This is a genomic window from Leptospira ainlahdjerensis (assembly GCF_016919175.1).
GTDB classification, from domain to species: Bacteria; Spirochaetota; Leptospiria; order Leptospirales; family Leptospiraceae; genus Leptospira; species Leptospira ainlahdjerensis.
In genome coordinates this window covers 81,980-107,859 of sequence record NZ_JAFFPU010000030.1, presented here as the reverse complement: position 1 = coordinate 107,859, position 25,880 = coordinate 81,980, and the positions used below count along the sequence as shown (strand labels likewise).

At 42.1% G+C, this 25,880-nt stretch carries 23 protein-coding genes and 1 pseudogene; 10 read left to right on the top strand and 14 right to left on the bottom strand.

Translation table 11 applies throughout. The annotated features are described in order from the left end of the window. Nucleotides 1-8: 8 nt before the first annotated feature. On the bottom strand, nucleotides 9-923 hold the full coding sequence (locus JWG45_RS08265) for an AraC family transcriptional regulator (protein WP_205279296.1): 915 nt from the start codon (nucleotides 921-923) through the stop codon (nucleotides 9-11). A 194-nt stretch (nucleotides 924-1,117) separates the two neighbouring features. On the opposite strand from JWG45_RS08265, the gene JWG45_RS08260 reads away from it, so the two are divergent. From JWG45_RS08260 to JWG45_RS22145, 6 genes and pseudogenes are all read left to right on the top strand, one after another. Further along, entirely contained in the window at nucleotides 1,118-1,873 is a 756-nt protein-coding gene (locus JWG45_RS08260) for an SDR family NAD(P)-dependent oxidoreductase (RefSeq protein ID WP_205279295.1), read from the top strand. Nucleotides 1,874-2,432: 559 nt separating this feature from the next. Then, nucleotides 2,433-3,245: a hypothetical protein gene (locus JWG45_RS22165; protein ID WP_232380588.1), complete on the top strand. Its 813-nt coding sequence runs from the start codon at nucleotides 2,433-2,435 to the stop codon at nucleotides 3,243-3,245. Nucleotides 3,246-3,253: 8 nt separating this feature from the next. Next, nucleotides 3,254-3,559, top strand: coding sequence for a hypothetical protein (locus JWG45_RS22160; RefSeq protein WP_232380587.1), 306 nt, complete (start codon nucleotides 3,254-3,256; stop codon nucleotides 3,557-3,559). Nucleotides 3,560-3,594: 35 nt separating this feature from the next. Then, complete coding sequence (locus JWG45_RS22155) at nucleotides 3,595-4,026, top strand: SNF2-related protein (RefSeq protein WP_232380586.1); 432 nt, start codon at nucleotides 3,595-3,597, stop codon at nucleotides 4,024-4,026. A 110-nt stretch (nucleotides 4,027-4,136) separates the two neighbouring features. After that, nucleotides 4,137-4,572: pseudogene (locus JWG45_RS22595) on the top strand (SNF2-related protein); the annotation flags it as partial. Between the two features lie 24 nt (nucleotides 4,573-4,596). Further along, nucleotides 4,597-5,172 carry a DEAD/DEAH box helicase gene (locus tag JWG45_RS22145; protein WP_232380584.1) on the top strand — a complete coding sequence of 192 codons (576 nt, stop codon included), beginning with the start codon at nucleotides 4,597-4,599 and terminating at the stop codon, nucleotides 5,170-5,172. Between the two features lie 186 nt (nucleotides 5,173-5,358). Here the strand turns inward: JWG45_RS22145 and JWG45_RS08250 are convergent, their stop codons facing one another. From JWG45_RS08250 to JWG45_RS08220, 7 genes are all read right to left on the bottom strand, one after another. Beyond that, the gene (locus JWG45_RS08250) at nucleotides 5,359-5,835 is read right to left on the bottom strand and encodes a hypothetical protein (RefSeq protein ID WP_205279294.1); all 477 of its coding nucleotides are present in this window, start codon (nucleotides 5,833-5,835) and stop codon (nucleotides 5,359-5,361) included. A 399-nt stretch (nucleotides 5,836-6,234) separates the two neighbouring features. Beyond that, a complete protein-coding gene (locus JWG45_RS08245; protein WP_205279293.1) occupies nucleotides 6,235-7,968 on the bottom strand; it encodes an ArnT family glycosyltransferase in 1,734 nt (577 codons plus the stop codon). Nucleotides 7,969-7,982: 14 nt separating this feature from the next. Continuing rightward, nucleotides 7,983-8,270: a Cys-rich protein gene (locus JWG45_RS08240; protein ID WP_069606545.1), complete on the bottom strand. Its 288-nt coding sequence runs from the start codon at nucleotides 8,268-8,270 to the stop codon at nucleotides 7,983-7,985. Between the two features lie 30 nt (nucleotides 8,271-8,300). Next, complete coding sequence (rlmN, locus tag JWG45_RS08235; protein WP_205279292.1) at nucleotides 8,301-9,362, bottom strand: 23S rRNA (adenine(2503)-C(2))-methyltransferase RlmN; 1,062 nt, start codon at nucleotides 9,360-9,362, stop codon at nucleotides 8,301-8,303. A 628-nt stretch (nucleotides 9,363-9,990) separates the two neighbouring features. Next, entirely contained in the window at nucleotides 9,991-10,380 is a 390-nt protein-coding gene (locus tag JWG45_RS08230) for a hypothetical protein (protein WP_205279291.1), read from the bottom strand. A gap of 688 nt (nucleotides 10,381-11,068) precedes the next feature. Then, nucleotides 11,069-11,827, bottom strand: coding sequence for an indole-3-glycerol-phosphate synthase (locus JWG45_RS08225; RefSeq protein WP_205279290.1), 759 nt, complete (start codon nucleotides 11,825-11,827; stop codon nucleotides 11,069-11,071). A 7-nt stretch (nucleotides 11,828-11,834) separates the two neighbouring features. Next, the gene (locus JWG45_RS08220) at nucleotides 11,835-12,167 is read right to left on the bottom strand and encodes an STAS domain-containing protein (RefSeq protein WP_010575596.1); all 333 of its coding nucleotides are present in this window, start codon (nucleotides 12,165-12,167) and stop codon (nucleotides 11,835-11,837) included. 79 nt (nucleotides 12,168-12,246) lie between these two features. On the opposite strand from JWG45_RS08220, the gene murD reads away from it, so the two are divergent. Beyond that, a complete protein-coding gene (gene murD / locus JWG45_RS08215; RefSeq protein WP_205279289.1) occupies nucleotides 12,247-13,638 on the top strand; it encodes a UDP-N-acetylmuramoyl-L-alanine--D-glutamate ligase in 1,392 nt (463 codons plus the stop codon). An 853-nt stretch (nucleotides 13,639-14,491) separates the two neighbouring features. Here the strand turns inward: murD and JWG45_RS08210 are convergent. The 6 genes from JWG45_RS08210 to JWG45_RS08185 form a co-directional block, all read right to left on the bottom strand. After that, on the bottom strand, nucleotides 14,492-16,474 hold the full coding sequence (locus JWG45_RS08210; RefSeq protein WP_205279288.1) for an HD family phosphohydrolase: 1,983 nt from the start codon (nucleotides 16,472-16,474) through the stop codon (nucleotides 14,492-14,494). A gap of 248 nt (nucleotides 16,475-16,722) precedes the next feature. Beyond that, the gene (gene flgE, locus JWG45_RS08205) at nucleotides 16,723-18,117 is read right to left on the bottom strand and encodes a flagellar hook protein FlgE (RefSeq protein WP_205279287.1); all 1,395 of its coding nucleotides are present in this window, start codon (nucleotides 18,115-18,117) and stop codon (nucleotides 16,723-16,725) included. Between the two features lie 27 nt (nucleotides 18,118-18,144). Beyond that, on the bottom strand, nucleotides 18,145-18,855 hold the full coding sequence (locus JWG45_RS08200; RefSeq protein WP_205279286.1) for a flagellar hook capping FlgD N-terminal domain-containing protein: 711 nt from the start codon (nucleotides 18,853-18,855) through the stop codon (nucleotides 18,145-18,147). Between the two features lie 18 nt (nucleotides 18,856-18,873). After that, nucleotides 18,874-20,472: a flagellar hook-length control protein FliK gene (locus JWG45_RS08195; protein WP_205279285.1), complete on the bottom strand. Its 1,599-nt coding sequence runs from the start codon at nucleotides 20,470-20,472 to the stop codon at nucleotides 18,874-18,876. Between the two features lie 234 nt (nucleotides 20,473-20,706). Further along, the gene (locus JWG45_RS08190; RefSeq protein WP_205279284.1) at nucleotides 20,707-21,933 is read right to left on the bottom strand and encodes a hypothetical protein; all 1,227 of its coding nucleotides are present in this window, start codon (nucleotides 21,931-21,933) and stop codon (nucleotides 20,707-20,709) included. Between the two features lie 4 nt (nucleotides 21,934-21,937). Then, complete coding sequence (locus JWG45_RS08185; protein WP_205279283.1) at nucleotides 21,938-22,489, bottom strand: thioredoxin family protein; 552 nt, start codon at nucleotides 22,487-22,489, stop codon at nucleotides 21,938-21,940. A gap of 274 nt (nucleotides 22,490-22,763) precedes the next feature. Here JWG45_RS08185 and JWG45_RS08180 point away from each other — a divergent pair, with 274 nt between their 5' ends. The 3 genes from JWG45_RS08180 to JWG45_RS08170 all read left to right on the top strand — a co-directional run bounded on the left by JWG45_RS08180 (nucleotide 22,764) and on the right by JWG45_RS08170 (nucleotide 25,784). Then, nucleotides 22,764-23,192 carry a DUF1499 domain-containing protein gene (locus JWG45_RS08180; RefSeq protein WP_232380583.1) on the top strand — a complete coding sequence of 143 codons (429 nt, stop codon included), beginning with the start codon at nucleotides 22,764-22,766 and terminating at the stop codon, nucleotides 23,190-23,192. 138 nt (nucleotides 23,193-23,330) lie between these two features. Then, nucleotides 23,331-24,428, top strand: coding sequence for a helix-turn-helix domain-containing protein (locus JWG45_RS08175; protein ID WP_205279281.1), 1,098 nt, complete (start codon nucleotides 23,331-23,333; stop codon nucleotides 24,426-24,428). A 138-nt stretch (nucleotides 24,429-24,566) separates the two neighbouring features. Next, nucleotides 24,567-25,784: a serine hydrolase domain-containing protein gene (locus JWG45_RS08170; protein WP_205279280.1), complete on the top strand. Its 1,218-nt coding sequence runs from the start codon at nucleotides 24,567-24,569 to the stop codon at nucleotides 25,782-25,784. The last annotated feature ends 96 nt before the right edge of the window (nucleotides 25,785-25,880 follow it).

Here is a 25,880-nt window from a genome sequence, read left to right as displayed (position 1 = left end):
AAACCGAATTAGCCGGCGAGATCCGTTCTTTCAAGGGATCTTGCGTCTTCCATTTTTCTGATCCGAGACGCGTCTCTGGATGGAGGAGCTCCGAAAAAACGGGAGTATTCTCGGTTGAACTGCGAAGCGCTTTCGTAACCGACCTGATACGCCGCTTCCGAGACCGGGTAACCGCCGAAAGCCAAAAGTTTTCTCGCCTCCATCAATCTCAATTGTTTCTGAAACTGAATCGGACTCAAACCGGTGATCTCCTTAAACTTACGATGAAACGTGGTCACACCCAATCCCGACTTATCGGCGAGTCGTTTGATATCGATTGGATTCGTATAATTTTCGCGAAACCAACGAATCGCCTGGTGCATTCCAAAAGCCTTACCTACCGACCAAGAGAGTTTTCGTAAACGCCAGCCTTGAGGCCCAAGAAGAGTCCGATATAAAATCTCACGTTCGTAAACCGGAGCTAACGCTCGGATATGTTCTGGTGTCTCCAAGAGTCTAAGCATCTTAACCCATACCTCGATAAAATCATCGGTTGCAGGACAGACCTCGAACTCACCCGAATATCCCGTATCCCCCTGATCCACTCCGATGTCCTCCAATAAATCCAGCAGAGAGTTTTGATTCAAACGAAGTCCGACGGAAAGATACGGAGTTCCGTTTTTTCCCGGATGAACTTTAGCCGTCGCCGGAATTTCCGCAGTGATCACGAAATAAGAAGGAGCTTTTAAGCTGAGAATCCGTTCTCCGATCGAAATCGTTTTTCTGCCTTGAACGACAAATCCGATCATAGGTTCGTAAACCGCGGCAAGTTGATGCTCCGGAACTTCCCCTTGAATGATCCATACACCGGGCAACTCAGTTTTCGTTGGTTGACTTGTCGCATGAGCCGCCAAACGGGAAATTTCACTTAACGGATCCTTCATACTCCCAGAGTATAAATGAAGACAGTTTTAGGCATTCCAAAAAAGGAGAATAAAGAAAAATATAGAAAGAACCCTACCATATTTCAATTCATCGGTAGGATTAGGCAACAAAGCGGCACGATTGGATCTTGTTCTTTTTTAGAAAATTCTTTAATATAAGAAATATCAATAAAACCGAATATAAGAGGATCCAAATGAAAGTAGCAATCGTCACAGGTGGAAGCAACGGAATCGGGAAGAGCGTCGCGTTGGAACTTGGAAAAAAAGGGATCGGAGTGATTCTAACCTATCATTCCGATCAGAGAGGCGCGGACGATATTGTCCGGGAAATCGAAAAAAAACATCCGGGAGGCGCCGTTGCGCTCAAACTCGATTTGAGCAAAAGGGAAACGTTCGAGGAATTCGTTCAGCTTGTAAAAAAGAATCTCGATGAGAGATGGGGTCGAAAAACCTTCGACTATCTGGTCAATAACGGAGGAATCGGAGGCGGAATGCCGTTCGTCGAAATGACGGAGGAATACTTTTTCAAAATATTGAATACGAACTTCACGGGGCCTTTTTTTCTCACCCAAAGTTTGATCCGATTTATGGAAGAAGAGGGAAAAATCATAAACACTTCGAGCACTTCCAGTCGCGGATCCTTCCCGGGATATTCGGCTTACGGCCCATCCAAGGCTGCTCTCACTTCTTGGACCCGTTACTTGGCAAAGGAACTTTCTCCGAGAAAAATTCGAGTAAATTCGATATCACCCGGCCCGGTTCACACAAATCTTGGAGACGGGGTATTTGACAAACATCCGGAGTTCATCCAACCCCTTGCGGATCAAACGGCTCTCGGCAAAATCGGTTCGCCGATAGACGTTGCAAACGTCATCGTTTCTTTTCTTTCCGATGAATTCGGTTGGGTCACCGCTCAGGATCTCGAAGTATCCGGCGGATTTTTACTCTAAATATTTTTTAGAATAGAAAAGGATAGGGAGAGAAGAATTAAAATCGTATTTAGAAAACGAGAAATTGACTACTTTCAAAAAAATATGAGGAATGTATAATCATCAAAACTATAATTCTTCTCTCCTCGCGCCCTATTTTTTTTATCAATACGATTTCAATCTTTTAAAGAAATAGGAGCCATCCTAACGCTTCGAAGGATCTTTTTTAAAATTTGAAATACGAAATTGAATGGAATTTAGAGAATCTTCAAACTCCTTGTTACAATTCGACTTGAAGAGTGGCGAAAAAAAACTCACTTTGAGGGAAAGAATTCGTATTTTCTTATATGAACCCTTCGCTTCTAAAATTTTTCACTGCTGAACGAACGGAATTTACTTTTCAGAATTTCCCTAAAACTCATTCCATAATTCAGGATAGAAAGAAAGTTCTTCCGTTATCGAAATCCGTGTTTAATAAAGTAAGAAGGACAAAAACTTGTAGTATGACGAGTAGAATGGGTAAAAAAATCAACAATCGGATAAAAGGCTGATCCAACCAATACAGCTTGCAGTTTTTCTAATGACCGACGGTTATTTTTACGAATTTGCTGGAATTGCCGAAAATGGTCGTGTCTATTCGATTTTACAACTTTTAAAGAATCGTCCTGATCTTCACGGATTTCGAAATTTATTTCCCGTGGGACAAAGGGAAATCGTCGAAAAAATTCTATACTACTCTTTCGGGGTTCAAGACCGAACTTCCAATCTCAAACACGCGCGCATCTGGAATTCATGCGAACCGTCTCTTCAAATTTATACAAACGACGGTAGGAAGGCGCGGTTTGCGGGTGAAATTCCAACACAACTCAAGCTCGCTCGAACGGGAAACGGGCTTTATAAAATTTTTATAGAAAGCACAAATTCCAAAGAGTTCCCGGACAAAAACGGAACCTCGGAAAGATTTTTTTGGAAAAATCCCTCTGCGGACCGAATTCCTATTTACTACGACAGCCCAAATCCAGAACAGAAAAAATTACTGCAAAGAGTTGGAACGGAAAATATTCAAGGATCGCAGTTAGTAAAATATAAGAAATTCTTAAAGTTAGCCGACATAAAGGGCCTGGGACTCATTCCGGAAGTCCATAAGGCTGGGCCGGGGCTATGTTTACTCTTAGAACCGGGTTACAACGAGTCTCAAGAATTGGGAATGCAAGGAAGAATCGAACTTGTTTACGCAAAATATAAAAGAGATTTATCCCCTCTTCCAAAAAAAGGAAATTCCGAAAACCCAATGCCATCGGTCAGCCGTCTTTATATGAATTCAATGTTGCCTCGGCTTGGACTTACGCAAATTGGAAAACCGTATATGCGGATCATTCGAGCGGAGTTGTGATCAAAAGAGTGATTCGAAAAGAAAAGGCTCTTCTATCGGTTGATCTGCCGATCAAATACTCCCCTATATCTGGAGAATTTAAAACCCCACAAAAAAAAGTGTCCAATTTTTTTACGGACATTCTTCCGGAAGTTCTTAAGAATCACGTAATACTCCGTCTCCATCCGGATCTGGAAGGACTTCGAAAACCAAAAATGGTCGACTTTCAAATCAAATTATCCTCCGGAATCGATTGGTTCGGCGGAGGAGTGCGGATCAAAGGACCGGATTCTTTCGAAAGCGCCGCCGCGTACGCCGCTTGGAAGGCCGTTTAAAATTCGTCCGTTTACAAAAATCGGGTTGGATCGATTTGAAAAATCCAGGACATGAATCCTTAAACATGGGATTGGACAGCGCCGGAATCCAATTGGACGGAAACGCAATCGGTTTTAACAAAGGCCAAGCGATCGCATTGGAATCCATTTCCGATTTCAGAGAAATTAAGACTCTGCAAAGAATTCGACAGACTCTTTCGGAATCCCGGAAAACTAATCCAGTTTTGGAAAAGTTCGTAGCCGGTCCGGCTTTTAAAGGCAACCTAAGAGATTACCAAAAGAAGGGGGCTCATTTTCTTTTGCAACTTTATACCCTTAAAATCGGAGGGATATTAGCGGACGAAATGGGATTAGGAAAAACGATCCAATGCCTCGCTTTCTTTTCCCGAGTTTTCGATTACTTTCCCAAGTCAAAGTCTCGTACTAGGCCCGTTAGCCGCTATTGGGGTTTGGGAAGAAGAATGTAAGATTCTGCCCGAAATTCCTTTACAAGTTTGGCACGGCTCAGCTTGAAAAGAAATCAAACTTACTGCTTCCGGAATCATTTTGACTACCTACCAAATCTTTAACCAGAGACATTGAGATCTTTCAAAAATTAAATTACAATGTCGCGATCTTAGATGAAGCTCAAAATGTAAAAAACGCCTCAACTGACGCCGCGAAAGCGGCACGCAAATTAAAAGTGAGCTCCTTATTTTGCCTAACAGGAAAACCGATGGAAAATCATTGGAACGAGTTCTGGGCTCTATTCGATCTATCGTTTCCGGAACTTTTAGGCAATTTACGTTCATTTCAAAGGAATTTTTCTTCGGAAGTTCCCGAAGACATAGAGGGAACTGCAAAGGAGAACCGGAAAAATTTTGCTAAGGAGAAGAAAATCGGAAGTTTTACAAGACCTCCCTCCAAAAACAGAGATTCGTATTCCGGCGCCGATGGAAAAACGACAAGAAAAACTATATGAAAAGGCGAGAAAAGAGGCTATCGAAATTCTCGATAAGGCCGGATCGAATTATATTTTCGAAATACTTCCGCAACGGATGAAACTACGGAGATTGGACAATCATCCTGATCTTGGAATGGAAAAGATTGATCCGTTTCAATCTGGAAAAATCCAACGTTTTCTTCTCATGATCCGAGAAGAACTTCCGGATACGTCATCCGCTCTTGTATTCAGCCAGTTCACGGATACTCTGTCGATCGTTAGATCGGCTCTGGACAAATGGAAGATGCCATATTTCTATCTGGACGGAAAAACTCCTCAAGCCAAACGAGCGTCCTTTGTAAAACGATATCAAAATGGAGAGAGGCGGTTTTTCCTGATTAGCCAGCAAGCTGGCGGAGTGGCTCTGACTCTTACCAAAGCAGACACCGTCTTTCATCTGGACCCTTGGTGGAACCCTGCCGTGGAAGACCAAGTCTGCGATAGAGCTTATCGCTTCGGACAAAAACAACCAGTCTTTATTTACAAACTTTATTCGGAAAACAGCGTGGAGGAAAGGGTGCTCGAACTACAGGAAAAAAAACGAAAGCTATTTGCCGCACTTTTGGACTCCGGAAATAAAAAGAAACAAACTCCAATTAGCCGAGAAGAATTGAGTGAATTGATCGGATGATGTGCCCTGAATATAAGGGGATCAAAAGCATGAACAAAGTATAATTTTCTCGGTATAGCGAATCTATATGCTATTTACTTTATATAGTCTCGAACTTCAAAAAATCGCATCCTCAACGACGTTGTGAAAATGAAAACCTTACATCCAAAAAAAAGGTGAAGATCAAAAGATAAAAACTTACTTCAATCACGGAATTCTCTTCGGGGATCGTTTCGTAAAAAGAGCGATCAAAAGACCGACACTTGCAAAGAGGAAAAGCAAGAAAGATGTCAGCCAAAACAATGGATCCGGATTTATTTTTGCATGGTATGGCCCCGAACGAGACTCAAGAGCTGCGTTCAAATCGTTTGCGATCCGATCGACGATCGAGTTTCCGATCGGAGAACGCAGAACCGATTCTTCACCTGACGGCGTCAAAAGAATCAGCTGATACGTTACGTTCGTTCCTTTTCTACTTTTCTGGAAATTTTTTAAAGAACGTGCGCCTCTTGCCATGTAAACAACGCTACGAGAAGTGAATGCAAATCTTTCCGATATCGTACATTCCAGAGTATGGGCGGATTTTTTTGGAACGCAGTCGACGGAAATCCATCCTTCCAAGGTGGACAAAAACCAAGCGGGCAATGCGGCAAAAAATAGGGTGAGAAAAAGAATCGAGGTCATTCGCTCCAGCATATCACTCAACTTTAAAATCCAGAAGGCAACTTCAACAAAAATAACGTTTCAAGCGGGCGAAACAATGTAAGAGATTATAAAGCAACAAAATTCGCCTAACAGAAAGAATCGGTAGCGCATTCTTTCCAAAAGGGAAAAGAAACTTCCGGCAAAAAAGACTAAGACAAAAAGGAAACGACTCTAATCGCCACAAGTAAGGAAGGAAAGGAAAAACACGAATCTTAGGAGGTGCAAGAAGTCTCTCCGACGGATTGACATTAACAGGACTGATTTTGGAAAAGTAGTCCCCGGTTTCACCCAGGGACCAAAACCAAACCAGGCTCACAATTTAGCCTAATTTACTTTTCGGGAGAATCGAAAATTCTCCTCATCATTTTTTACGGACTCTTATTTTTTCTCCGATTTTTTTAACGTGGCTCGCATCAGAATCACCTTTCCTGTGATCTTCTCTCTTTGTGATTTGAGAAAGAACTTCCCTTCCGGAGTCGCCACTTTATAAGAAGGGTATTCTTTTACCGTTTCAAACTGAACGTCTTTGCCAAAGAATTCATCCATCTTACTCAACCACTTGTCCTGAACGATCAGATAACGTTGTCCGTCCTTTTGGATCGCCTCGACCAAAATCGCAGGATCAAAAAGGGTTCTCGAAATCCTTTGCGAATAATAAGCATAAGATCTTTTGGAAGCGGGAACTCCGAAGAGAAAAAGTTTTTCCTTTCCAGGTTCATTCTCTCGAATAAAAGTTCCGATCTCTTTCGAAGGTTGATACGAAGTCAACATCGGATAGAGATACAAACTCACGACGGAAAAAAACAAAGACACAGGAAAGATCCAAGACGCAAGAAGAAGCCCTTCCCTACCCGATTGAAAATAAACCCAGATAAAAACGGCTACATAAATCAAAGGAAGGATCAGATAACTCCAGCCAACTTGAATGCTTAAGACGGGAAGAATCAAGATCGTGACCAAAAAAGCTCCGGCGGTGATCAAAAGAAGAACGACTCCGATTCGCAAAAAGAAATCTCCTTTTTCGGAATCTTTCAAAGAAAGAAGAATCGATTCTAAAACTCCCGCACCGATTACCGCCGCGGCGGGAAGACACCAATAGATATACTGCGGAAGTTGATATCTTGAAAAGCTGATCAAAAACAAGAACAGAAAAAGCCAAAATCCGGGAACAAAATCCAAATTCTTATATTCATTTTTTAGAATATTCTGAAACACTCCCTTTGATTTTCCTTCTTTGAAAAACTTACTCACCCGATCGATCACAAAACCGGCAAAGGGAAGAATAAAAATTCCGAACGCCCAGGAAAAGTTGGAATAGAAAAAGAGAGGATTGAATTTTTGGTTGTACATCTTCACATAGAATCTTCCAAAGGATTGAATCCACAAAAAGAAATAAGGGCCGTAGGTCTGAAACTCAAGATAAAGAGGAATCGACCAGAGAACCGGAGGAAGGATCGCAAGAAACGCGCCCGGAAACAACTTCATCTCCAGAAGACGCTTCCAGTCCCTTCTAAAAAGAATATCTCCTCCGATCGACAAGGCGGGAATCACCATCGCGATCGGGCCCTTCGTGATAAAACCGAGGCCCATCGCAAAATACATAAGATAATAATAATTTCGATTCTTCTTAAATCCCAAATAATAGAATGCATGGACCAAAATCAGATACGGAGTCAGGTAGACGTCGATCTTCGGATCCACGACCATCGAATAGAGGCCGGGCGAAAGAGAATATAAGAATACGGCGATCCAAGCGCGAAGGCGACTTCCGGAATACAATTCCGTGAGTTTAAAAATCCCCCAGAAGGAAAGAAACGTAAAAAGAAGGGCCGGAAGGCGAAACGCGAAATTTTGATAACCGAAGACAAGAAAGGAAAGGGAAATTTTCCAAAACGTGAGAATCGGTTTATCCAGATATCTTCTTCCGTTGTCTCGAATAAAAAACGGATTTCCTCCCTCGACCATTTCTCTCGAAATCTCAGCGTATTGGGAAGAATCGATATCGATCACATCGAGAGGAAGCGTGAGAAACAAAGGAAGAATCGAAATCAAAAGAAAAACAAAAAGGACTTTGATGGAAATCAGAGGTTTATCGGAAGTGATTGAATTCATTTTCTATTCCTTTATTAATCCATAAATCCGGATTCGAGGACACAGGTATTAAAACCTTTGCATGTAGTTTCGGATTCGAAACAGGGAAGAACAAAACTCTGTTCTCGGATACAACCGCTCTCGCAGTCGATCATCGCCTGATTTTTTTCCAGCTCGGTCACCTTCACGTCCTTAAACGTGGTCACGGCGCACTGGACGAAGAACTTACAGGCAGAGCTGCATTTTTGCTGAACGTATTCCTGACAGGAAACGAATGGTAAGATCGTTAATAAGAGGAAAAGAAGAATTCTTCTCGGATTCATTCCCCCATTTTTCAAAAAGGAAAGCTGAGGTCAACTTTTTGAGGCGAGCATTCCACAGGCCCCGAAAATATCTTTTCCGGGAGATCTTCGGTTGAGGATCGGAACGCCGGCCGGTTCCAAGAGCGCAATGAATTCTTCTACCTCGCTTCTCGTGGGTCTTCTCCAACCGAAGAACTCCGTATTGAGAGGAATGACGTTGATCTTACAATCCATGGATCTCGCGATCTTCACGAGCTTGTTCGCGTTCTCTTGTCCCATGTTGACGCCGGGAATCATAACGTATTCGAATGTGATTCTTCGATTCAATTCTCTCGTAAAATCCTTCGCGGCTTGTATGAGTTCGGGAAGTGCGAATTTTTCCTCGATATCCATGATTTCCTTTCTTCCGTTCGGATCCGGATGATTGAGGGAGATCGCAAAGTTATAAGGTTCTTTATTTTCAATAAAACGTCTGATTCCGTTGACGACCCCGGAAGTGGAGATCGTGATTTTTTTAGCGCCCAGATTGAGAGCGTCCGGATCGTGAAGGATGGAAGCCGCGCGAATGACGTTGAAATAGTTGTGAAACGGTTCTCCCATTCCCATAAAAACAACGTTAGTCGCTCTATCGCCGACGATTCTTTCCACTTGGAGAATCTGATCTACGATCTCGTGAGCTTTGAGATTTCCTTGAAATTCCAATTTTGCTGTCGCGCAGAATTTACAGTTAAGAGTACAACCCACTTGGGAAGAAATACAGATCGTCTTTCTTCCACCGTCGCCGGAGGGAATCCAAACGGCTTCGAATTCTTTTCCGTTGTTAGGCTCGGAACTGAAGGTAAACTTTTGAGTTCCATCTACGGACTTGAGATGTTTGGCAACGTGAAGACGAGTGAGGGAGCAGAGTTCTTCTAACTTTTCTTTAAGAGCTTTGGAGAATGTAGTGAACTGTTCCCAGGATTCGTAACGATTTACATAGAGACCATGATAGATCTGCTTGGCACGAAAAGGTTTTTCACCAAGAGAAGACATGATATCCGAAAGTTCTTTTAAGGTTCTTCCTTTTAAAGGAATCTTTCCGGTTTGAACGTCGCCTATCGTATCCTGAGTCATGGAAATCATCCTACAAGTCGATGTTTTTCTCTGTGCTCGTAGAGAAAACTCTTTTCAATCTCGATTTTTCAGCGAAATAAAAAAAGGAGTCCTCTATCGCAGACAAATTCAAAGAATCGAGAAACATTTATTTTGATTCTTTTCAAAATCGCGTCTTTCTTTTTATAAGAATTCTTATGTCATTTCTTCCTTCCGTGGCACCAAGGTTCCCTTGAGTGAATCTTGGTGGAATGTTAGGTCTAGCTTGGCTTTGTCCTAAACTGGCTCGCGCTTAGGCGAACTTCGGATAAGTGCGGATCAACAGAGAAGCCCTATTCTCTCAGTCGGTGTTACGATAATCACAAAGCGAACTTTACTGCACCGCGCGTTTAGGCGAACTTCGGATAAGTGCACAAAATCCGATTGTTAAGATCGAGCCTTCGGTCGTAGTAACGATAACCACAACGCAAATGTTACTGCATCGCGCGTTTAGACGAACTTCGGATAAGCCCAGCGTCAATCGGTGAAAGCAAAATTCTCCCGTCGGAGCTACGACAACATAAAGCAGCTTTACTGCACCGCGCGTTTAGGCGAACTTCGGATAAACCCGTGAAGGAAGACCGATTCTCCTACCTGAGTCTTTTTTCTTTTAAGAACGATTCAGAATTTTAAAAAAGAAATAAGGAGAAACCGCGATCCAGAGCAAGATCAAAACCCAAAGTTCACCTATGAAAATATCGTGGGCTCGATAGAAATCGGAGAGCGGCTTTTGGGACCAAAAGACGATCATCGTAAATTCAAAGACCTCAGTAAAAATCAACCAAAGAACGCCGACCAAGATCGACTGTCTCGAATTTGTAAATGGATAATGTTTCGCGATCCAAGCGATTGGAATACTTAGAAGAAAAATTCCGGAAAAAACCGAAATCTGGTGCGATAAAAATTCCCCGAAATAATTTTTATAAGTAAGTTCTCGAATCATCGCATTTAAAAACGCAAAAACGAGAAGAAACAACCAAAAAAAGGAATATTGAATCATAACTTTCCCCACTCTTCTCAAATCAACTCTGAGATTTTAAGAACTTTCATTCTAAAATTCGCGCTTTTCTATTGATAAATGTCTACAGAAAAAGTTCCTTAGAGGACGATCCTTTGCCGAGAAACGGAAATCCCGAAATTCAAAAAGCATTTTGGAAATTTGAAGAAACGAGAAACCTCTCTGAAAGTCTAGGCCCTCTTCCAAAACCGAAAAAAATGTAGGAACTCCAATAAAAGCTAACAGAATTCAGTTCCTTAGAATCTTCTTGAACCGGCTAAGAAAAGGAACCTGTGGGAACTCCCTCGCTTTGGTTCATATCCTTACCCACAAGTTGTCTGAATCTTCAGATAAATTGTAGGCACTCCGACAATTCTTCCGTAAAAGTTGCGCGCCCCGCCCAAATTTCGGGTGGAGGGGAGCGGTGGCGGGAAAAATTCCGGAGACTTCTCTATATCACAGAATTCTAATTTTGCAAGGAAAAATCCCCATGTAGGAACTCCTGCAAAACCCTTGTCTCGGGAAGATTCATGTTGTATCTACTCTTAACTTGTGGGTAAGATTATGCTTTCGTTCGGAGTGTATCAAGTTTTATGCGCAACTTTGCGGAAGGCTTTACAAAGCCCTTAATGAAAAACCGCGCTAAATCCGGTGTGCCTTTTCCGGAAAAATTAAAGAATATGAGAATATTCTAAAATAGATCGAGCCAAGCCTTGTGAATATCGGACTTTTCCATAAAGTAGGTTCCGATCAGGGCGGCGTCCACGAGCTTTCGAAAATTATCTAGGTCCGAACGATTTTTCACCCCCGACTCTCCCACCTTAACTATATTAGGTGGTAAAAATGAAGAAACCTCTTCCACAAGGTTCTGATGAATCTGAAACGTATCCAAATCTCTTGTGTTGATTCCTATAATTTCAGCCCCACAGCCCAAAGCCAACTTCGCCTCTTCCGAAGTATGGACTTCCACAAGACAATCCATTCCCAAAGAGGAAGCGGATTTTAAAAACGTTTTGATTTTCTCTGGACTCAAAATTCTTACGATAAGAAGGATCGCGGACGCACCATATTCCCTCGCTTCCCGGATCTGAACTTCGTCCAAAATAAAATCCTTTCTCAAAACCGGAATTCTTACTTTCGAGGAAACGTTTCTCAAGTCATCCAAAGAACCTCCGAAATAATCTCGATCGGTCAAAACGGAAATCGCAGACGCGCCACACTCTTCGTAAACGCTAGCGATCTTTACCGGATCATATTCGGAACGAATTTCACCGGCGGAAGGACTTTTCCTTTTACATTCTGCAATGATCGAGAACTTACGACTTCTGAGGGATTCTCGAAGTCCGAGTCCTTGATATGGTGCAGGATCAAAACTCGGAGTATTTTGGATTTCGTTCTGCTTGGTGGCGATAATTTCCCGGAGAACCCGGTGCAATTGAGTAGAAGACATCAGAGGCTTAGAAAGATTTCAAAGCCTCGTCTTCAGTTTCGCGGATATCAAAAAGAGAGGTGAGTTCGATTACATCAAAAATGCGTTTCACCGCAGGTTTGATATTACTGATTTTTAATGCACCCTCTTTCGAATTGAGTTTTCTGAGGGTTGAAATACAAGCTCTAAATCCGGAAGAAGACATATAATCGACTTCCTGCATATTCAGAATTACTTTTTTATGACCTTGATTGTCGATCAGATCATTCAGATTTTCCTCTACTTCATTGGCGATGGAAACATCCAAACGTCCTTTGAGATAAACAATCAAAACACCGTCGCGTACTTTGTGATCGAGCAAGGGAATATCCTTAAGTTTTTGCTACTGACAACTATCGGGGGTGAAAATAACCTGTCAATCACAGTTCCAAGGTCAAAAAATGAAATTTCCCGAGTCCCTAAAAGGCCAGAAGACTCTTGTTCTTGGCGGAGGAATCTCCGGAAATTCCGCGTTGAATCTTTTGATCACCTTAGACGCGGATCCGATTCTTTGTGATCGTAATCCTCCGCTTTCCAACTCAATCCCTTATCTTTCGGATTCCATTGAACCGAACACTCTTCCTCAAATCTCTCTTGTCATCAAGTCCCCTGGAATCTTACCGAATCATCCGATTCTTCTTTATGCAAAAGAAAAAGGAGTTCCTGTGTTTTCGGAAATCGATCTCGGAAGACATTTTTTTTCAGGAAGAATCATAGGCATCACGGGGACGGACGGAAAGTCGACAACAACCGCGCTCACAGCTCATCTTTTAAAAAAAGATTTTTCGGATCTGAAAGAAGGTGGAAACCTCGGGATTCCTTTTACTTCTTTTTGCAAAGAGCCGATCTCGTTAGCGGTTCTCGAACTTTCCAGCTATCAATTGGATGATTCTTCTCCGCTTCAATTGAACACATCCGTATTTTTAAATCTCGCTCCCGATCATTTAGAAAGACACAAAACAATGGAAAATTATTTCCTTGCAAAACTCAAGATTGCCGATCTTCAAAATCGAAATCATTCACTGATCGTTTCTCAAAAGATTAAAGATCGAATTTTAAACTCCGTAAAATTTCAATGTAAACTTTTGAGTTTTGGAAGAATCCCGGAAGCTGATGCGTTTTTAGATGAGAATTCTCTGAAGATTCGGACCACAAAGTTCGAATACGATATTTCAGGGTTTCATCTTCCCGGGAGCCACAATCAAGAAAATCTCGCAGCGTCCATTCTTGCCGCCGAAACGATCGGAGGAAAACCGGAATCGATTCAATATCAGATCCCTCTTTTTAAGGGTCTTTCCCATCGGTTCCAAATCGCGGGAGAAAAAAAAGGGTTTTCGTTTATCAATGATTCTAAATCGACAAATCTTCATAGTATGCTTGCTGGAATGTCAACTTGGAAAAATAGGGGGGGAACCTGCCTTATCCTCGGAGGAAGACCGAAACAGGAAGACCCTGAACCGCTTTATAATTTTCTAATGCAGGGAATCGGGGCCGTAATCCTCATCGGAGAAGCTCGGCAAGTCTGGGAAGAAGGAATCGGAAAAATTATCGGAGAAAAACTTTTTGTCGTCGAATCCTTAAACGAAGCCTTTACAATATTAGAGAAAGGAAAAAGAAAACTTTCCGCGGATTCTTCTATGGATACGTTTCGAATTTATCTGAAGAATGAAGCCCGAATTTCTTCCGTAGTCTTTTCTCCGGCCTGTGCAAGTTTTGATCAGTATAAGAATTTTGAAGAGAGGGGAAATCACTTTCTTTCTCTCGTTGAATCTTTTCTAAATAATATTCAATAATTAGAATATTTTTTACGCCTCCTCTTTACGTCCCATATTCCAGTATTAAATCGGAATTTCGGAAATAGGCACAAAAAACCTCCGCCGTTTGAATCGATTTAATTATCCTTCGTTTCGATATCTTCTACTCATAGTTTGGTTGAGACTTATGTTTTTAGAGGATAATACAAGGTTCACCACTTTTGAGTTCCTATCAGTGAATAGTCGAAGTTAGGACAGCAGGAAACTAAGACCGATGGTCGTGTGTTTAGGCGAACTTCGGTTATGTGAATCAACGGAAATTCTTGCCGTCGGAGCTACGACAACATTAAGTGAATCTGTTAAAGACTACGCGTTTAGACGAACTTCGGATAAACCCGGCCCCAACCGATGAACGTAAAATTCTCGCCGTCGGAGCACTACAACACTAAGCGAATTTGTTTAAAACTATGCGTTTAGACGAACTTCTTATAAGTGCGGATCGGCCAGTGAAAACTGATTCACACTCGTAATTAAGACAATACAAAGCAAACTTTTTAGCACCGTGTGTTTAGACGAACTTCGTATAAACCCGGCCCCAACCGATGAAAGCAAAACTCTAACCGTCGGAGGTACAAAAACTCAAAGCGAGTCTGTTAAAGACTTTGCGTTTAGACGAACTTCTTATAAGTTCGGATCGGCCAGTGAAAACTGATTCTCACTCGTAATTAAGACAACTCAAAGCGAACTAACTTCATTGCACAGTGCGTTTAGACGAACTTTGCATAAACCCGGCCCCAACCTTAAGGCCTTGTACGAACCGAATGTTACCTTGAGTTTTGAAACAGGAAAAGATAAACAATTTAAACTGTGGAAATAAAAACTTGATCTTCTGTTAACGTAGATATCCGGAATTAGAAAGTTTTTCATAGACCTTACCTTCGATAAAAATCTTAAGAAGATCCTGGTCCACATGATTTTCGCGGGCTTCCATCTGAAGAATGTCCAAAGCTCGTTCCAAAGGGACGGCCCTCTTATAGGGTCGATCCTTATCAGTAAGGGCGTCGAAAATATCGGAGATCGTCATAATTTTTGATTGAATCGGAATCGAATCACCGGCTAAACCTCTTGGATAACCGGTCCCATCCAACCTCTCGTGATGCGCGTGGGCGATAGACGGAACCATCTTCAAATCGCCCGTCCATGGAATTTTACTTAAAAATTGGAACGTATGCTCCACGTGCGATTCAATTTCTTTTCTTTCTGCAAAGTCTAAAGAACCTTTTTTGATCGTAAGAAAACCGAATTCATAAGGAGAAATGAGATTTAGATTTTCACCGGCGGTTGTGGAGTAGTTCACCTTCGCAATTTCTTCTAACATTTGAAAATTAGATTCTTCTAAAATAGAAGGTTCGTTAGAATCAATTACGATCTGAAACATTTGATCAAGCTTCTGATATTCAACCTGAAGTTCGAATTCGAGAGATGTTTCATAATCCGGAAAACCTGCACTACCATGTTTTTTAAGATAATCAGTTTTCTTTTGTAGAATCCGAGATTCGATATCCTTTTTGATATATTGAAATCTCCAACGAATCAACTCCAGTTCATAGTCTTCCAATTTTTTGGATTTTACCAGAACCTTTTCCCGAACCCCTACTTTCCCAAAATCGTGCAACAAAGACGCATAACGTATTTCTTTGATCTGTTCTTTGGAAAATTTGACATCCTTATATTTTCCGTCCCCGACCAGATCTACAGTCTCCGCAAGACCGACCGTAAGAAGAGCGACTCGAAACGAATGTCCGCTAGTGGTCGGATCGCGAGATTCGATCGCGTTTACGGAGGCCGTCACAAATCCTTCAAAAAGTGTTTCTATTTCCTGTAAAAGATTATTATTCTGAATCGCGACCGCGGCCTGCCCAGCCACGCTCATCACAAGCTGCGCGGAATAGTCGTCAAAGGGAAGAATATCCTTCCCCTTCATCTGGTCTACGGTTAACTTCTGATTGAAGTTTCTTTTTTTATTGATAAGTTGAATAACCCCTACCACTTCGTTTCTATGATTTTTCATAGGAACTACCAGCATGGATTTCGTATGGTAATTGGATAAAACGTCGAAATTACTGTTAAACGTATATTCCGCGTCCTCGGGTAAATCGTAGACATCCGGAATATTTAAAATTTTACCCGTAGCCGCTACATAACCCGCGATACTCGACTTATTAATCGGAAGTAAAAATTCTTCTGTATCGATATCCATGGAAGAAATCTTAAATCTCAAATTTTTTATAAAGCCAAGATCATCCTTTTCAACGAGATAGAGAGAACCCGAGTCGGCCACCGCAATCTCTCTCGCGCTAAAAATAATTTCTCTTAAAAGTTTATGAAAATCTTTCTCATCGGCAAGACTGATTCCGATCCGAGTCAATTTTGAAATTTCGTATTTTGTCGTATTTACTTTGTGCTGGAGATCGAACTGATCAGTAATCATCTGAATCTGAGTAAAAGCGTTCAGAACCGTTTTGTTAAGAATCACATCCGAAGAAGTTTCAGGTAGAATTGTAAAAATCAAATCGTCTTCGATTTTCAAATCCTGCGATTCCGTATAATCCAGACTATCGTTCAGAATAAAACGACTGAGAATCAAGGGATTCCCCTGAAACTGTTTATGAATCTGTCTTTGAAATTCTTTTAAGGTGGGAACGGTAAGATAAAAAATTACGTTCAAGAAGCCGACGGAATCACGAATGGCCTCAGATTCAAAGAATTCTTTCAATTCTAAAAACTGGACTTCTAAACGTGAAGTAACCGGATTGAGTCTTTTGGCGATTGAACGGGAGTCCGTGACTATGTATTTAGGGAACTTCTGACTCATCCTTTCTAGGAACCAATGAAACCGTACTGGAAATATAGTGGAAAGAGAATTTTTCCCGAAACCTGTCAAAAAAAATTAACTGTTATTTAAGAAATGAAAACTTCTTAAAATTCAGTCTTTTAGGATAATATTGAAGGGAAACGGCAATCTGAGAAAAAAATGAACAATGTTTTGGAAATTCTCCAAAGAAAGGAGAATTTCTTCTTAGACAGACTAAAGTTGCCTAAGAAGAAATAGTTAAAGAATTCTTAACGTTTGAGCCCCAAGACTTCTTGAATCATCTGATCCGATGTCGTAATGGTTCTTGAATTCGCCTGAAATCCTCTCTGGGTCACGATCATATCCGTAAACTGATCGGAAAGATCCACGTTAGACATCTCAAGAAGCCCTGCGTTGATTTTGCCTCTTCCCTGAACGCCCGCCTCACCGATGTTAGGTTCTCCAGAGTTCATGGAATAAGCGAACATCGTATCTCCCGCTTTGTCCAAACCGGCCGGGTTGTTAAAAACGGCGGTCGCGATTCTCGCAAGCGGTTGACGGACTCCGTTGGAGAAAACCCCTGTTACGGTTCCCGAATTATCGATCGAAAAAGATTCCAGATATCCCATCGTATATCCGTCTTGTTTAACGGCTTTCGTCGTAAAATCGGAAGAGAACTGAGTGATTCCGTCGACCATTCCTGCTTCGCCTAAATTTAGGTCGAAGTTTTGAATCGCAGGATTACCCGGAATTCTAAAAGAAACTTTCGCGTTCAACTTACCGGTGTTCATCGAATCGGTTCCGTCCGAAACGTAGACGAGTTTTCCATCCGGAGTAAAACCGAGTTCGATCTCGGTGTTACCCGGAAGTTGCGTGTTCTGACCTCCGGTCCCTGCCACATCCACTGAAATCTGAGTCGCATCGGTTAGACTCAGACGAGCTTTCCAAGTATTATCACGAACCTTGTAGAGTTCCATTTTGAATTCTCTCTGGATTCCTTGATCGTCAAAGGTTTTAATAGTGGTAACGTGTCCCCTTCTCATCTTCGGATCCGGATCGTTGATCATTGCGGTAATCTCTTCTTGGGTTGCATCCGGAGGAACTGCAGGAACCGAAGAATTCAAATTGGATTTAAAATCGATCTGAGAAGTGGCTCTCGCCGGTTCTTTCGAATAAACTGGAATTACGATGTCTTCGATCGATGCTGAAGAATTAATAAATTTATTTCCTTTGTCGTCCAATCTTGCATTCCAACCCTGCACCTTAAGACCGTTAGCCGGGTTTACATAGTAACCGTTCTTATCCAAATTGAACGCACCGGCTCTTGTATAAAATTGTTTATCCCCGTCCTTAACGATAAAAAAGCCTTCTCCGGACATCGCAACGTCAGTGTTCTTTCCTGTAGTTTGAAGAGAACCTTGAGTCATAATTTTATCGATTGCGGCAATCAAAGAGCCCAAACCAACTTGTTGAGGGTTTACACCTCCGATATTCTCTTTCGGTTCGGAAGCTCCTCTGAGCTCCTGAGAAATCATATCTTGAAACGTAACCCTTTCGGTTTTGAAACCGTGAGTGTTGACGTTAGATATGTTATTTCCAATGACATCCATTCGGACCTGGTGGTTTTTAAGTCCGGATACACCGGAATAGAGTGACCTCATCATAAAGCTGTTACCTCGATTATCCTTTGTTTATTCGTATGAATTGCTTTTGTCTTTACCCGGAAACTTCCAGTCGGATGGTTTTTCTTCCGCGGCTGTTTTATCTTTGAGTTCCGGAGGTTGCACCGTTGAAGGATCGGAAGACATTTCTTTGTTATCCGAGTTCGCGGGCGTTGCGTTAGGCGCCGTTTTCGGCGCCGGAGCCATAGTCTGAGCTTGAGCTTGGTTATAAGCCGCTTCTTGTTCTTTGAGAACGGTAGGGTCGCTGATTAGGGAGATCTGTTCGACATCGATAGATCTACCGTTCACTCGAACGAATGTCTTTCCTTCTCCGTCGAAAAAAAGCGCTCCAGCAATACCTGCGATTTGTTCGCCGTTCACAAAATCGGGACCGGAGACAAGTTTTCCAACGAGAGAAAAACTTTGACGGTTTCCCATCTTCTGAATCCCGGTGGAAATATTGTTCATCTGTTCGAGAGAGGAGAATTGCGCCATCTGTGCGATAAAATCCTGATCCTTCACCGGATTGGTAGGATCCTGAGAGGAAAGCTGAGTTATGAGAAGTTTGAGAAAATCATCCTTACCGAGAGACTTTACCGTGGAACGAATTTCGATTCCTTTGAGACCGTTCTTTTCTTCCTTCTCCAAATTCTCCATGTGGTTCCGGATTTTAAAACTTCTGTCTCCTTCGAGGTAATTATCTCTCGTCGCTTGTTGGCTTACGCCGGCTGTTTCTGGCATGATGATTTCCTCCGAGGCCTATACTTTCAGATCGAGCAGTTTCTCTGTTTTCCCTTCGGTTTTTTCGGAAAAACCATGAGACTCGGAAGAATTTTCTTCCAAAGAAAGTTCGTCCTCTTCCCAGGAAGAATTTTTGAAATCGGAGTTCCATTCCTCGCCGAAAGCGGTTTGAAAAGAATGGGAATCTTGCTTTTGTTTTTCGGCGTCGCCGTTGAATGCGAAAGTTTCTTCTTTTTCTTTCACTTCGATCACGAGAGATTCGAGTTCGAGACCGTTCGCCTTGAGTTCTTGTTTTAGATTCGCGAGTTCCGCGGTTAACTGTTGTTTGACGAAATCGGATTCTACCAAAAGTTTTCCTCGGACTACGTCCTTATCGGTGGAAAGGGAAAGCGACATCTGACCGAGATCCTTCGGATTCATGCGAATGTTTGCTTCCATCTTCCCGTTGTCGAGAATTTGAACCCTCGCGGAACGGATTAGGTTTTGAAAGTTTTGCTGAATGTCTTTTTTAGAAAGGACCTGCTGATCTTTGGATATCGAAAATTCCTTACCGGATCCCGACATTTCCCTGCCGACAACGTTAGGTGCCGTTGAGCCCTTGACTAAGGAAGAGTAAGAATCCCCGGATCCTCCTCGAGAAAATTGCTCCTGTCCCGATTTTCCGGAGGAGTTTTCCGAAAATTGATTGAGGACCGCCGTTTTGATCTCTTCTCTTCCAGAAGTTTTCAATTGAAGATAAGAATCCGTCTTCTTGTCCCTGCTGATTTTCCATTTTTCCGAATCGACCGCTAATTCTTTCGCAACTTCGGTTTTATTTTCTTCGGCGATTTTAGAAAAATTTTCCTTTTGAGAGAAATTTTTCAGATTCTCCTTTGAATCCTTCGGCGTCGATTCGAGAGAGCGCGATTCGGCTTGTAAGAATTTTGATTCGTTCTCAACGGAAACGTCTTCCCTTTGTTCGGATCGGATTTTATTTTCCCGGATCGTTTTGACCGGAGCCTCTTGGATTTGCTCCTGGACGGGAATGGCAACTTCCAATTCTTCTTCCATAACCACTTCGCTTAACAATTCGGAGGATTCTTCCTTGGAAAAAAGGGTTTGAACGAGGTCTGTTGTGGTAAGCGGTTTCGGTTCGGGTTCGGAAAGAGCAACTTCTTCGGAGAGGATTTCCGTTTCGAGTTCGTTTAATATTTCGTTTTCAATTTTTGGATCTACGGCTTCGTCTGATTTTGCATCGGCAACGAGAAACCAAGGAAGAACGGAAATATCGGACGATTCTTCCAAGGTTTCGACTTCGTCCTCTTCTTGCGCCGTTTCTTCCTTCTTTGCGGTTTCGGATATTTCAGTAGAGGATGATGTCTCTTTAGATTCTAATTCTTCTTTGGGAACTTCTTTTGCTTCCTCTTTTTTTTCAGGAATTTCTATTTTGGAAAAAACGTTCTGAATTCCGGTAAGTGTCTCATCCAATCCTTTCTGCGCGGATCCCTGAAGCGATTTCATAAGATCCATAAAGGAATTCTTTCCGACCAAACCGGAAAAAGAGGACACACTCAAGGGTTCCGTTACTCGCTTTTGGGGTTTATATTCTGATATGGAAAGATCGCCTGAAATATTCATACTGAGCTCCGCAGTATTAAAATCGATCTTTCGTGGAATTCCTTGATGGTTTTTTAAATTATCTTCTTCCCTTTTGCGATTATGTCGCACAATTCCGCTGAGACGAGGTCTCTATGTGTTGAGAACGGGTTTGGGGGTTCGCAACTTTTCCGAGGAACGGGATTTTTTTAGAACGTAGGAACTCCCCATCCCTTTCAGGTCGGAGAATTCCCGGATCGATGGGAAAATTTCGGACTACTTACAAGCTTTTTGACGTTTGATCATCTCGTTCAACTTGCTTTCTTCCTCTTTCGTTATGTTATGACGTTTTAAAACCGATTCAGCCAAAGGAAGAACCGAGGGATCCTTGTTGATACACTGACTAAAAAACTCGATCGCTTCCGCTCTTGTGTTTTGATTTTCTTTGCTCAAACGGATTCGATGAAGCTCGAGACGTTTTTCCCGAGTGGAAACGTCGACGATCAAATAATCGGCGTAACATTCTTTGATGAGATGATCGGGGAGATCGGTGATCGGACAACTTTGTTTGGAAGAATTCTTCTTTTCGGGTTCGTTTACGATTCTTTCCACGATCTTTTGTGTTTCGGTTTCCGTCCTCGTGGGATTCGGGATGATCGGGACGTTCTTGCTCTCCACTTTTTTTGGTTCTTCCGTCTTTTCCGGAATTACCATCTTACTTTCCGCAACCGGTTCTTTTTTAAGAAGTCGATTGTAAAAGTAGTCTATCATAAAAATTGAATACTTTTGTATTTTGTCTTCGTCGTGAAAATTGAGGACCGATTTTTTCGCCGACTTTGAGGAATTTAGGATTTCCGCCTTACTCGCCTTAGACGTTTCCAATTCTTTTACTGTTGAAGCAAGACTTTGATGAAATTTTTTTCTATAGGATTGATTCCAATTCAAAGCCGATTCTTTCAGCAGATCCTGAAAGGATGAAAAACTCCGATCCCTTTCTTTCAATTTTTTCTGAACCATCTCTCGATAGAGTTTTTTCAAATCGTCGTCTTGAGCGGGTTTCGGTTGAACCTTAACGGGAGGCGGCGGGGATTCCTTCTTCTCCGAATCGAACCAACTGTAAACCGAGGTCAAAACGCCGTCGACTACCGACTGAAAGAGATCTCCGATCAGGGAACTCGGTTTCGCTGTATGATTCTTATCCGCTACTAATTTTCTGTAGATGAGCTCATATTCCAAGTTTCTGCTTTTTTGAAGTTCGGAATACTTCTCAGTAAGATTCTTTTTTAAAACCCTCCAATCCTGATAGAGTTCTCCGCTTTTTCTCAGATAAGGAATAAGTCCGGAAGTGGGGACGTTTTCCAAAACGTTTTCATTTTTTCGAAATTCCAAACGGAAATGCTCCAAGGTTTTGGCTTCGATTTCTCGATAGTGCTCCGTTAAAAATTCAGCATCTTGAAAAGACTCTGCGGCGGCTGGCGTATGATCGGGTGTTATTGCGGGCAAGAGATTATTCCTTCCATTTGATAGAGCAACCCATCGAGGGCAATTGATTGATGGGAGGCGGATTTCCTTTTACGAGTTGGTGAACGGCGTATTCGAGTTCCTTCCTGGAAATCTGTTTTTCATTCTTCCAATTGTCGTCCATTCTTCCATGATAGAACAACTTTCGATCGCCGTCGTAAAGATAAATATCAGGCGTGCACATGGCCTTCAGATTTCGCGCAACGTTCTGAGTTTCATCCACGAGATAAGGAAAGGAAATTCCCCACTCTTGGATCTTGGTTCGCATAACCTCCGGAGAATCTTCCGGGTAATCCGGGCGAATATTCGGATTGATCGCAACCGTCTTAACCCCCAAAGATAAAATCTCTCCTGCAAACCGGATCAAACGAGGCCAGATCGCCTTTGCATAAGGACAGTGATTGCAGGTTATAACCAGCAAAAGACCGGTAGAACCCGAAAGTGAATCGGAGGAATAAACCTTGCCGACCGGATCTGGCAACTGAAAGGAGGGTAATAAACTTCCCAACGGTATTTTTTCGGATTCAAGGAGAGACATCGGTTTGGACTTAGACTGAAAGCCTATTTATTTCATGAAATTAATTTTTTATCGAAAGTCGTAAGAAATTTCGGAAAGATCCTAAAATTCTTTGTCATATTCCGGTTTTCCTGTTATTCTTGCCCCTATGAAAAATAGACCCTTTTCCACGTCTCGTGCAACTTCGACCTCGCCGAAAATTTCAGCGACTAACCGCAATCAGTCGGAATTCCCCCGGGAGCGAATCGGAAAGTTTCTTCCGGTTTTAAATTCCCAAAAAAACGGGAAATTTCTTTTGCTCGCGATCATCCTCCTTTTCTTTTTTCAATGCAACGGAACTAGACCCGCGACCTTGGGTGTGCAGAACGGTAGATTAGGACTTTGCCCTCAAACCCCGAACTGCGTGAGTAGCGTCGTCCCGGAAACGGATTCGGAACACAACATTCAGCCCTTAAGCTACAAAGGAACCTTAGAGGAAGGAAAAACAAAGCTAAAAGCTGCGATAGGCGAAATCTCGAGAACACAAATCGTAAAGGAAGAATCGGATTATATCTACGTGGAATTTACGAGTCTGATCTGGAGATTTGTGGACGACGTCGAATTCTTATTCGATCCAAAATCTTCAACGATTCACGTCCGTTCAGCCTCTCGTCTGGGAAAATCGGACCTCGGAGTCAACCGAAAGAGAATCGAGACAATCCGGGAAAAGCTGAATTCCATCTAATAGCGGAACTAAAAAAAGTCGGTTCGAAACTTTACCTTGAGAATGCGGTTCGATTCGAATTAGATACAACTCCCAATAAAATCGAATCGTATCCGTTTCCCAATTTAGGATTTACACTCCTTCACTCGCTGAGAATTTTTGGAAGTCAAATCTATGATCTGGATCGGATTCTCATCGGCTCTTTCATTGTTGCTTTCGTTCAGCGAATTCTTAGGTCGAAAACGAAACCAAAACAATTCCCTTCTTTCAGGAATTTTTCTTTGTATCTCGATTATCCTTTCTTACGGTTGGGCTTATTCTACAAATTGGATTTCGGAATATCCGCTCCTCCTGTTCTACCATATCCCGGCCCTGATTCTGATCGGTCCTATGTATCATCGGTGGGTATCGAACCTTACGAGAAGCGGCGATTCCTTCCGTAGCTTTTCTAAAGTTGAATTTTTAGTTTTAGTTTTTTTGATCCTTTCGATCGCTCCATTTTATTTTTTTCCACCCGATTTGAAATTACAAATCGTGACTTCATACGCTTGGGACAAGGCGGGTCTGATTCAAAGATTTCTTTTCGGAATCGGGCTGATCACCTTTTCCACATATCTAATCCTATCGATTCACAATTTTTTTTCCACGTTCCGTTTTAAAGACATACTGGAAAATTCTTCGGTTCGTTTTTCATTTTGTCTGATCCTCACCGCTTCGGTTTTTGACTTTTTTTCCTGGATCAATTGTATCTGGCCCGGACGTATCACATTCCTTTTGGTGATATCCTCTCTCTCGCTTTTTATCCCTGTTCTTTTTTTGATCGGGAGATTACATCCGAACTTGCTCTTTGAAATGCAAGAAGCCGCCAAGTCGGTGCGATATGAATCTTCCAAACTCAAAGGTTTCGATCTCGACCAACTCAACATAAGAATCGAATCCGCACTGAATCGAAACAAAGGATACTTAAACGAAAACTTTTCGCTGACAGATCTTGCAAACGAGTTGGAAATCACGACTCATCAATTATCTGAATTTGTGAATGTTTATAAAAACGTAAACTTCGCGGGTTTTATAAACGAATATCGAATTCGAGAAGCCTGCGAGCGTCTGCTTCGGGAACCTAAGAAAAACGTCCTTACAATCGCCTATGAAGTTGGATTCGGCGCAAAGTCTTCGTTCAATCTTGCTTTTTTAAGACATACGGGAAAAACCCCGAGCGCCTATCGAAAACTTCATCTCGGAAATTCCGACTTGTAAGACAAAAGTTTTCGGTTCTTTTTTGGTCCAATTCTATACTTCCGGTCGAATTCGTCCCCGTTTTGTATTAACTTGAATCCAACGGCTCGGATTCGATCCCAACTCCGAACCTGCAAAAAAACGAATGTGGAGTTTGAAATGCAGATTTATTTTTATAAAAGGAAACGAAACTTCTTAATCCTGGCGGGCGTTTTCTTTCTTTCGATTTTGATCTTTTTTTACGCGGATCTAAAAAGATTATACGAAGTTATTTTTTTGTTCAATAGGAACCGGATCGTTCACAACTTTCGCAACATGAACTCCATGTTTGAAAGCAGGACGATAAGAAGAGGAGATTCCGTCTTCGAACTCCAAAAATCGGAATCGGCCCTTCCTCGTTCTTTTTTGTGGAATGGAGAGGAAAAAGATATTCAAAATTTCTTAAATGAGACATGGACTACTGGATTTATCATTCTTAAAGACGACCGAATTCTACACGAAAGTTATTACAGAGGAAACGACGCTTCTACTCGGTCGATCGTCTGGTCGGTTACAAAATCGATCCTATCCGCGCTACTCGGAATCGCCTTTCATGAGAATCAGATCACCGACCTTCATACTCCGATCACAAAATTCTTACCCGAACTAAAAAACACAGGATACGATGATGTACCGATCGAAGACCTTCTTCACATGACCTCCGGAATTCGCTTTAACGAAGACTACGGCGATTTTAATTCGGATATCAATCGTATGGGAAGAACCCTCGCTTTCAGGACTCCGATGAAGGACTTTATCATGACCCTCCGATCCGAAAGACCTCCGGGCACATATAGGCACTACGTTAGCATGGATACTCAAGTTCTGGGAATGCTACTCGAAAATATCACGAAAGAAAATTTATCCCGGTTTCTCGAGGAAAAGATCTGGCGTCCTGCCGGAATGGAATCGGACGCCTATTGGCTCATCGACGGCTCCGGAAAAGAATTAGGATTTGCGATGTTAAACGTAACTTTGAGAGACATGGCGAGATTCGGACTTTTGTATCTCAACGAAGGAAACGTTAAAGGAAAACAAATCGTTCCCAAATCCTGGGTTCGTGCTTCCGTCTCTACGGACGCTCCCATCTTAAAACCGGGAAAAAATCCCCAAGCGGATATTAGTCTCGGATACGGATATCAATGGTGGATTCCCGAAAAACCGGAAGGCGATTATTTTGCTTCCGGAGTTTACAATCAATTTATCTACGTTAACCCCAAAAGAAGGATCGTGATCGCAAAAACTTCTGCGTATCCGGACTATACAAAGGACGGATTTTTAAAAGAACAACAAACCCATGCATTGTTTCAGGAATTGGCTCGAAAACTCGGACGCTGAAGAGTATTCTTATTGTTTCGAAGAAGTTTAATTTTTCTTAAATTAGGATTTTTTTATATATACAATGCAAAATTAAAAATTCTCCGGCCCCAGTTT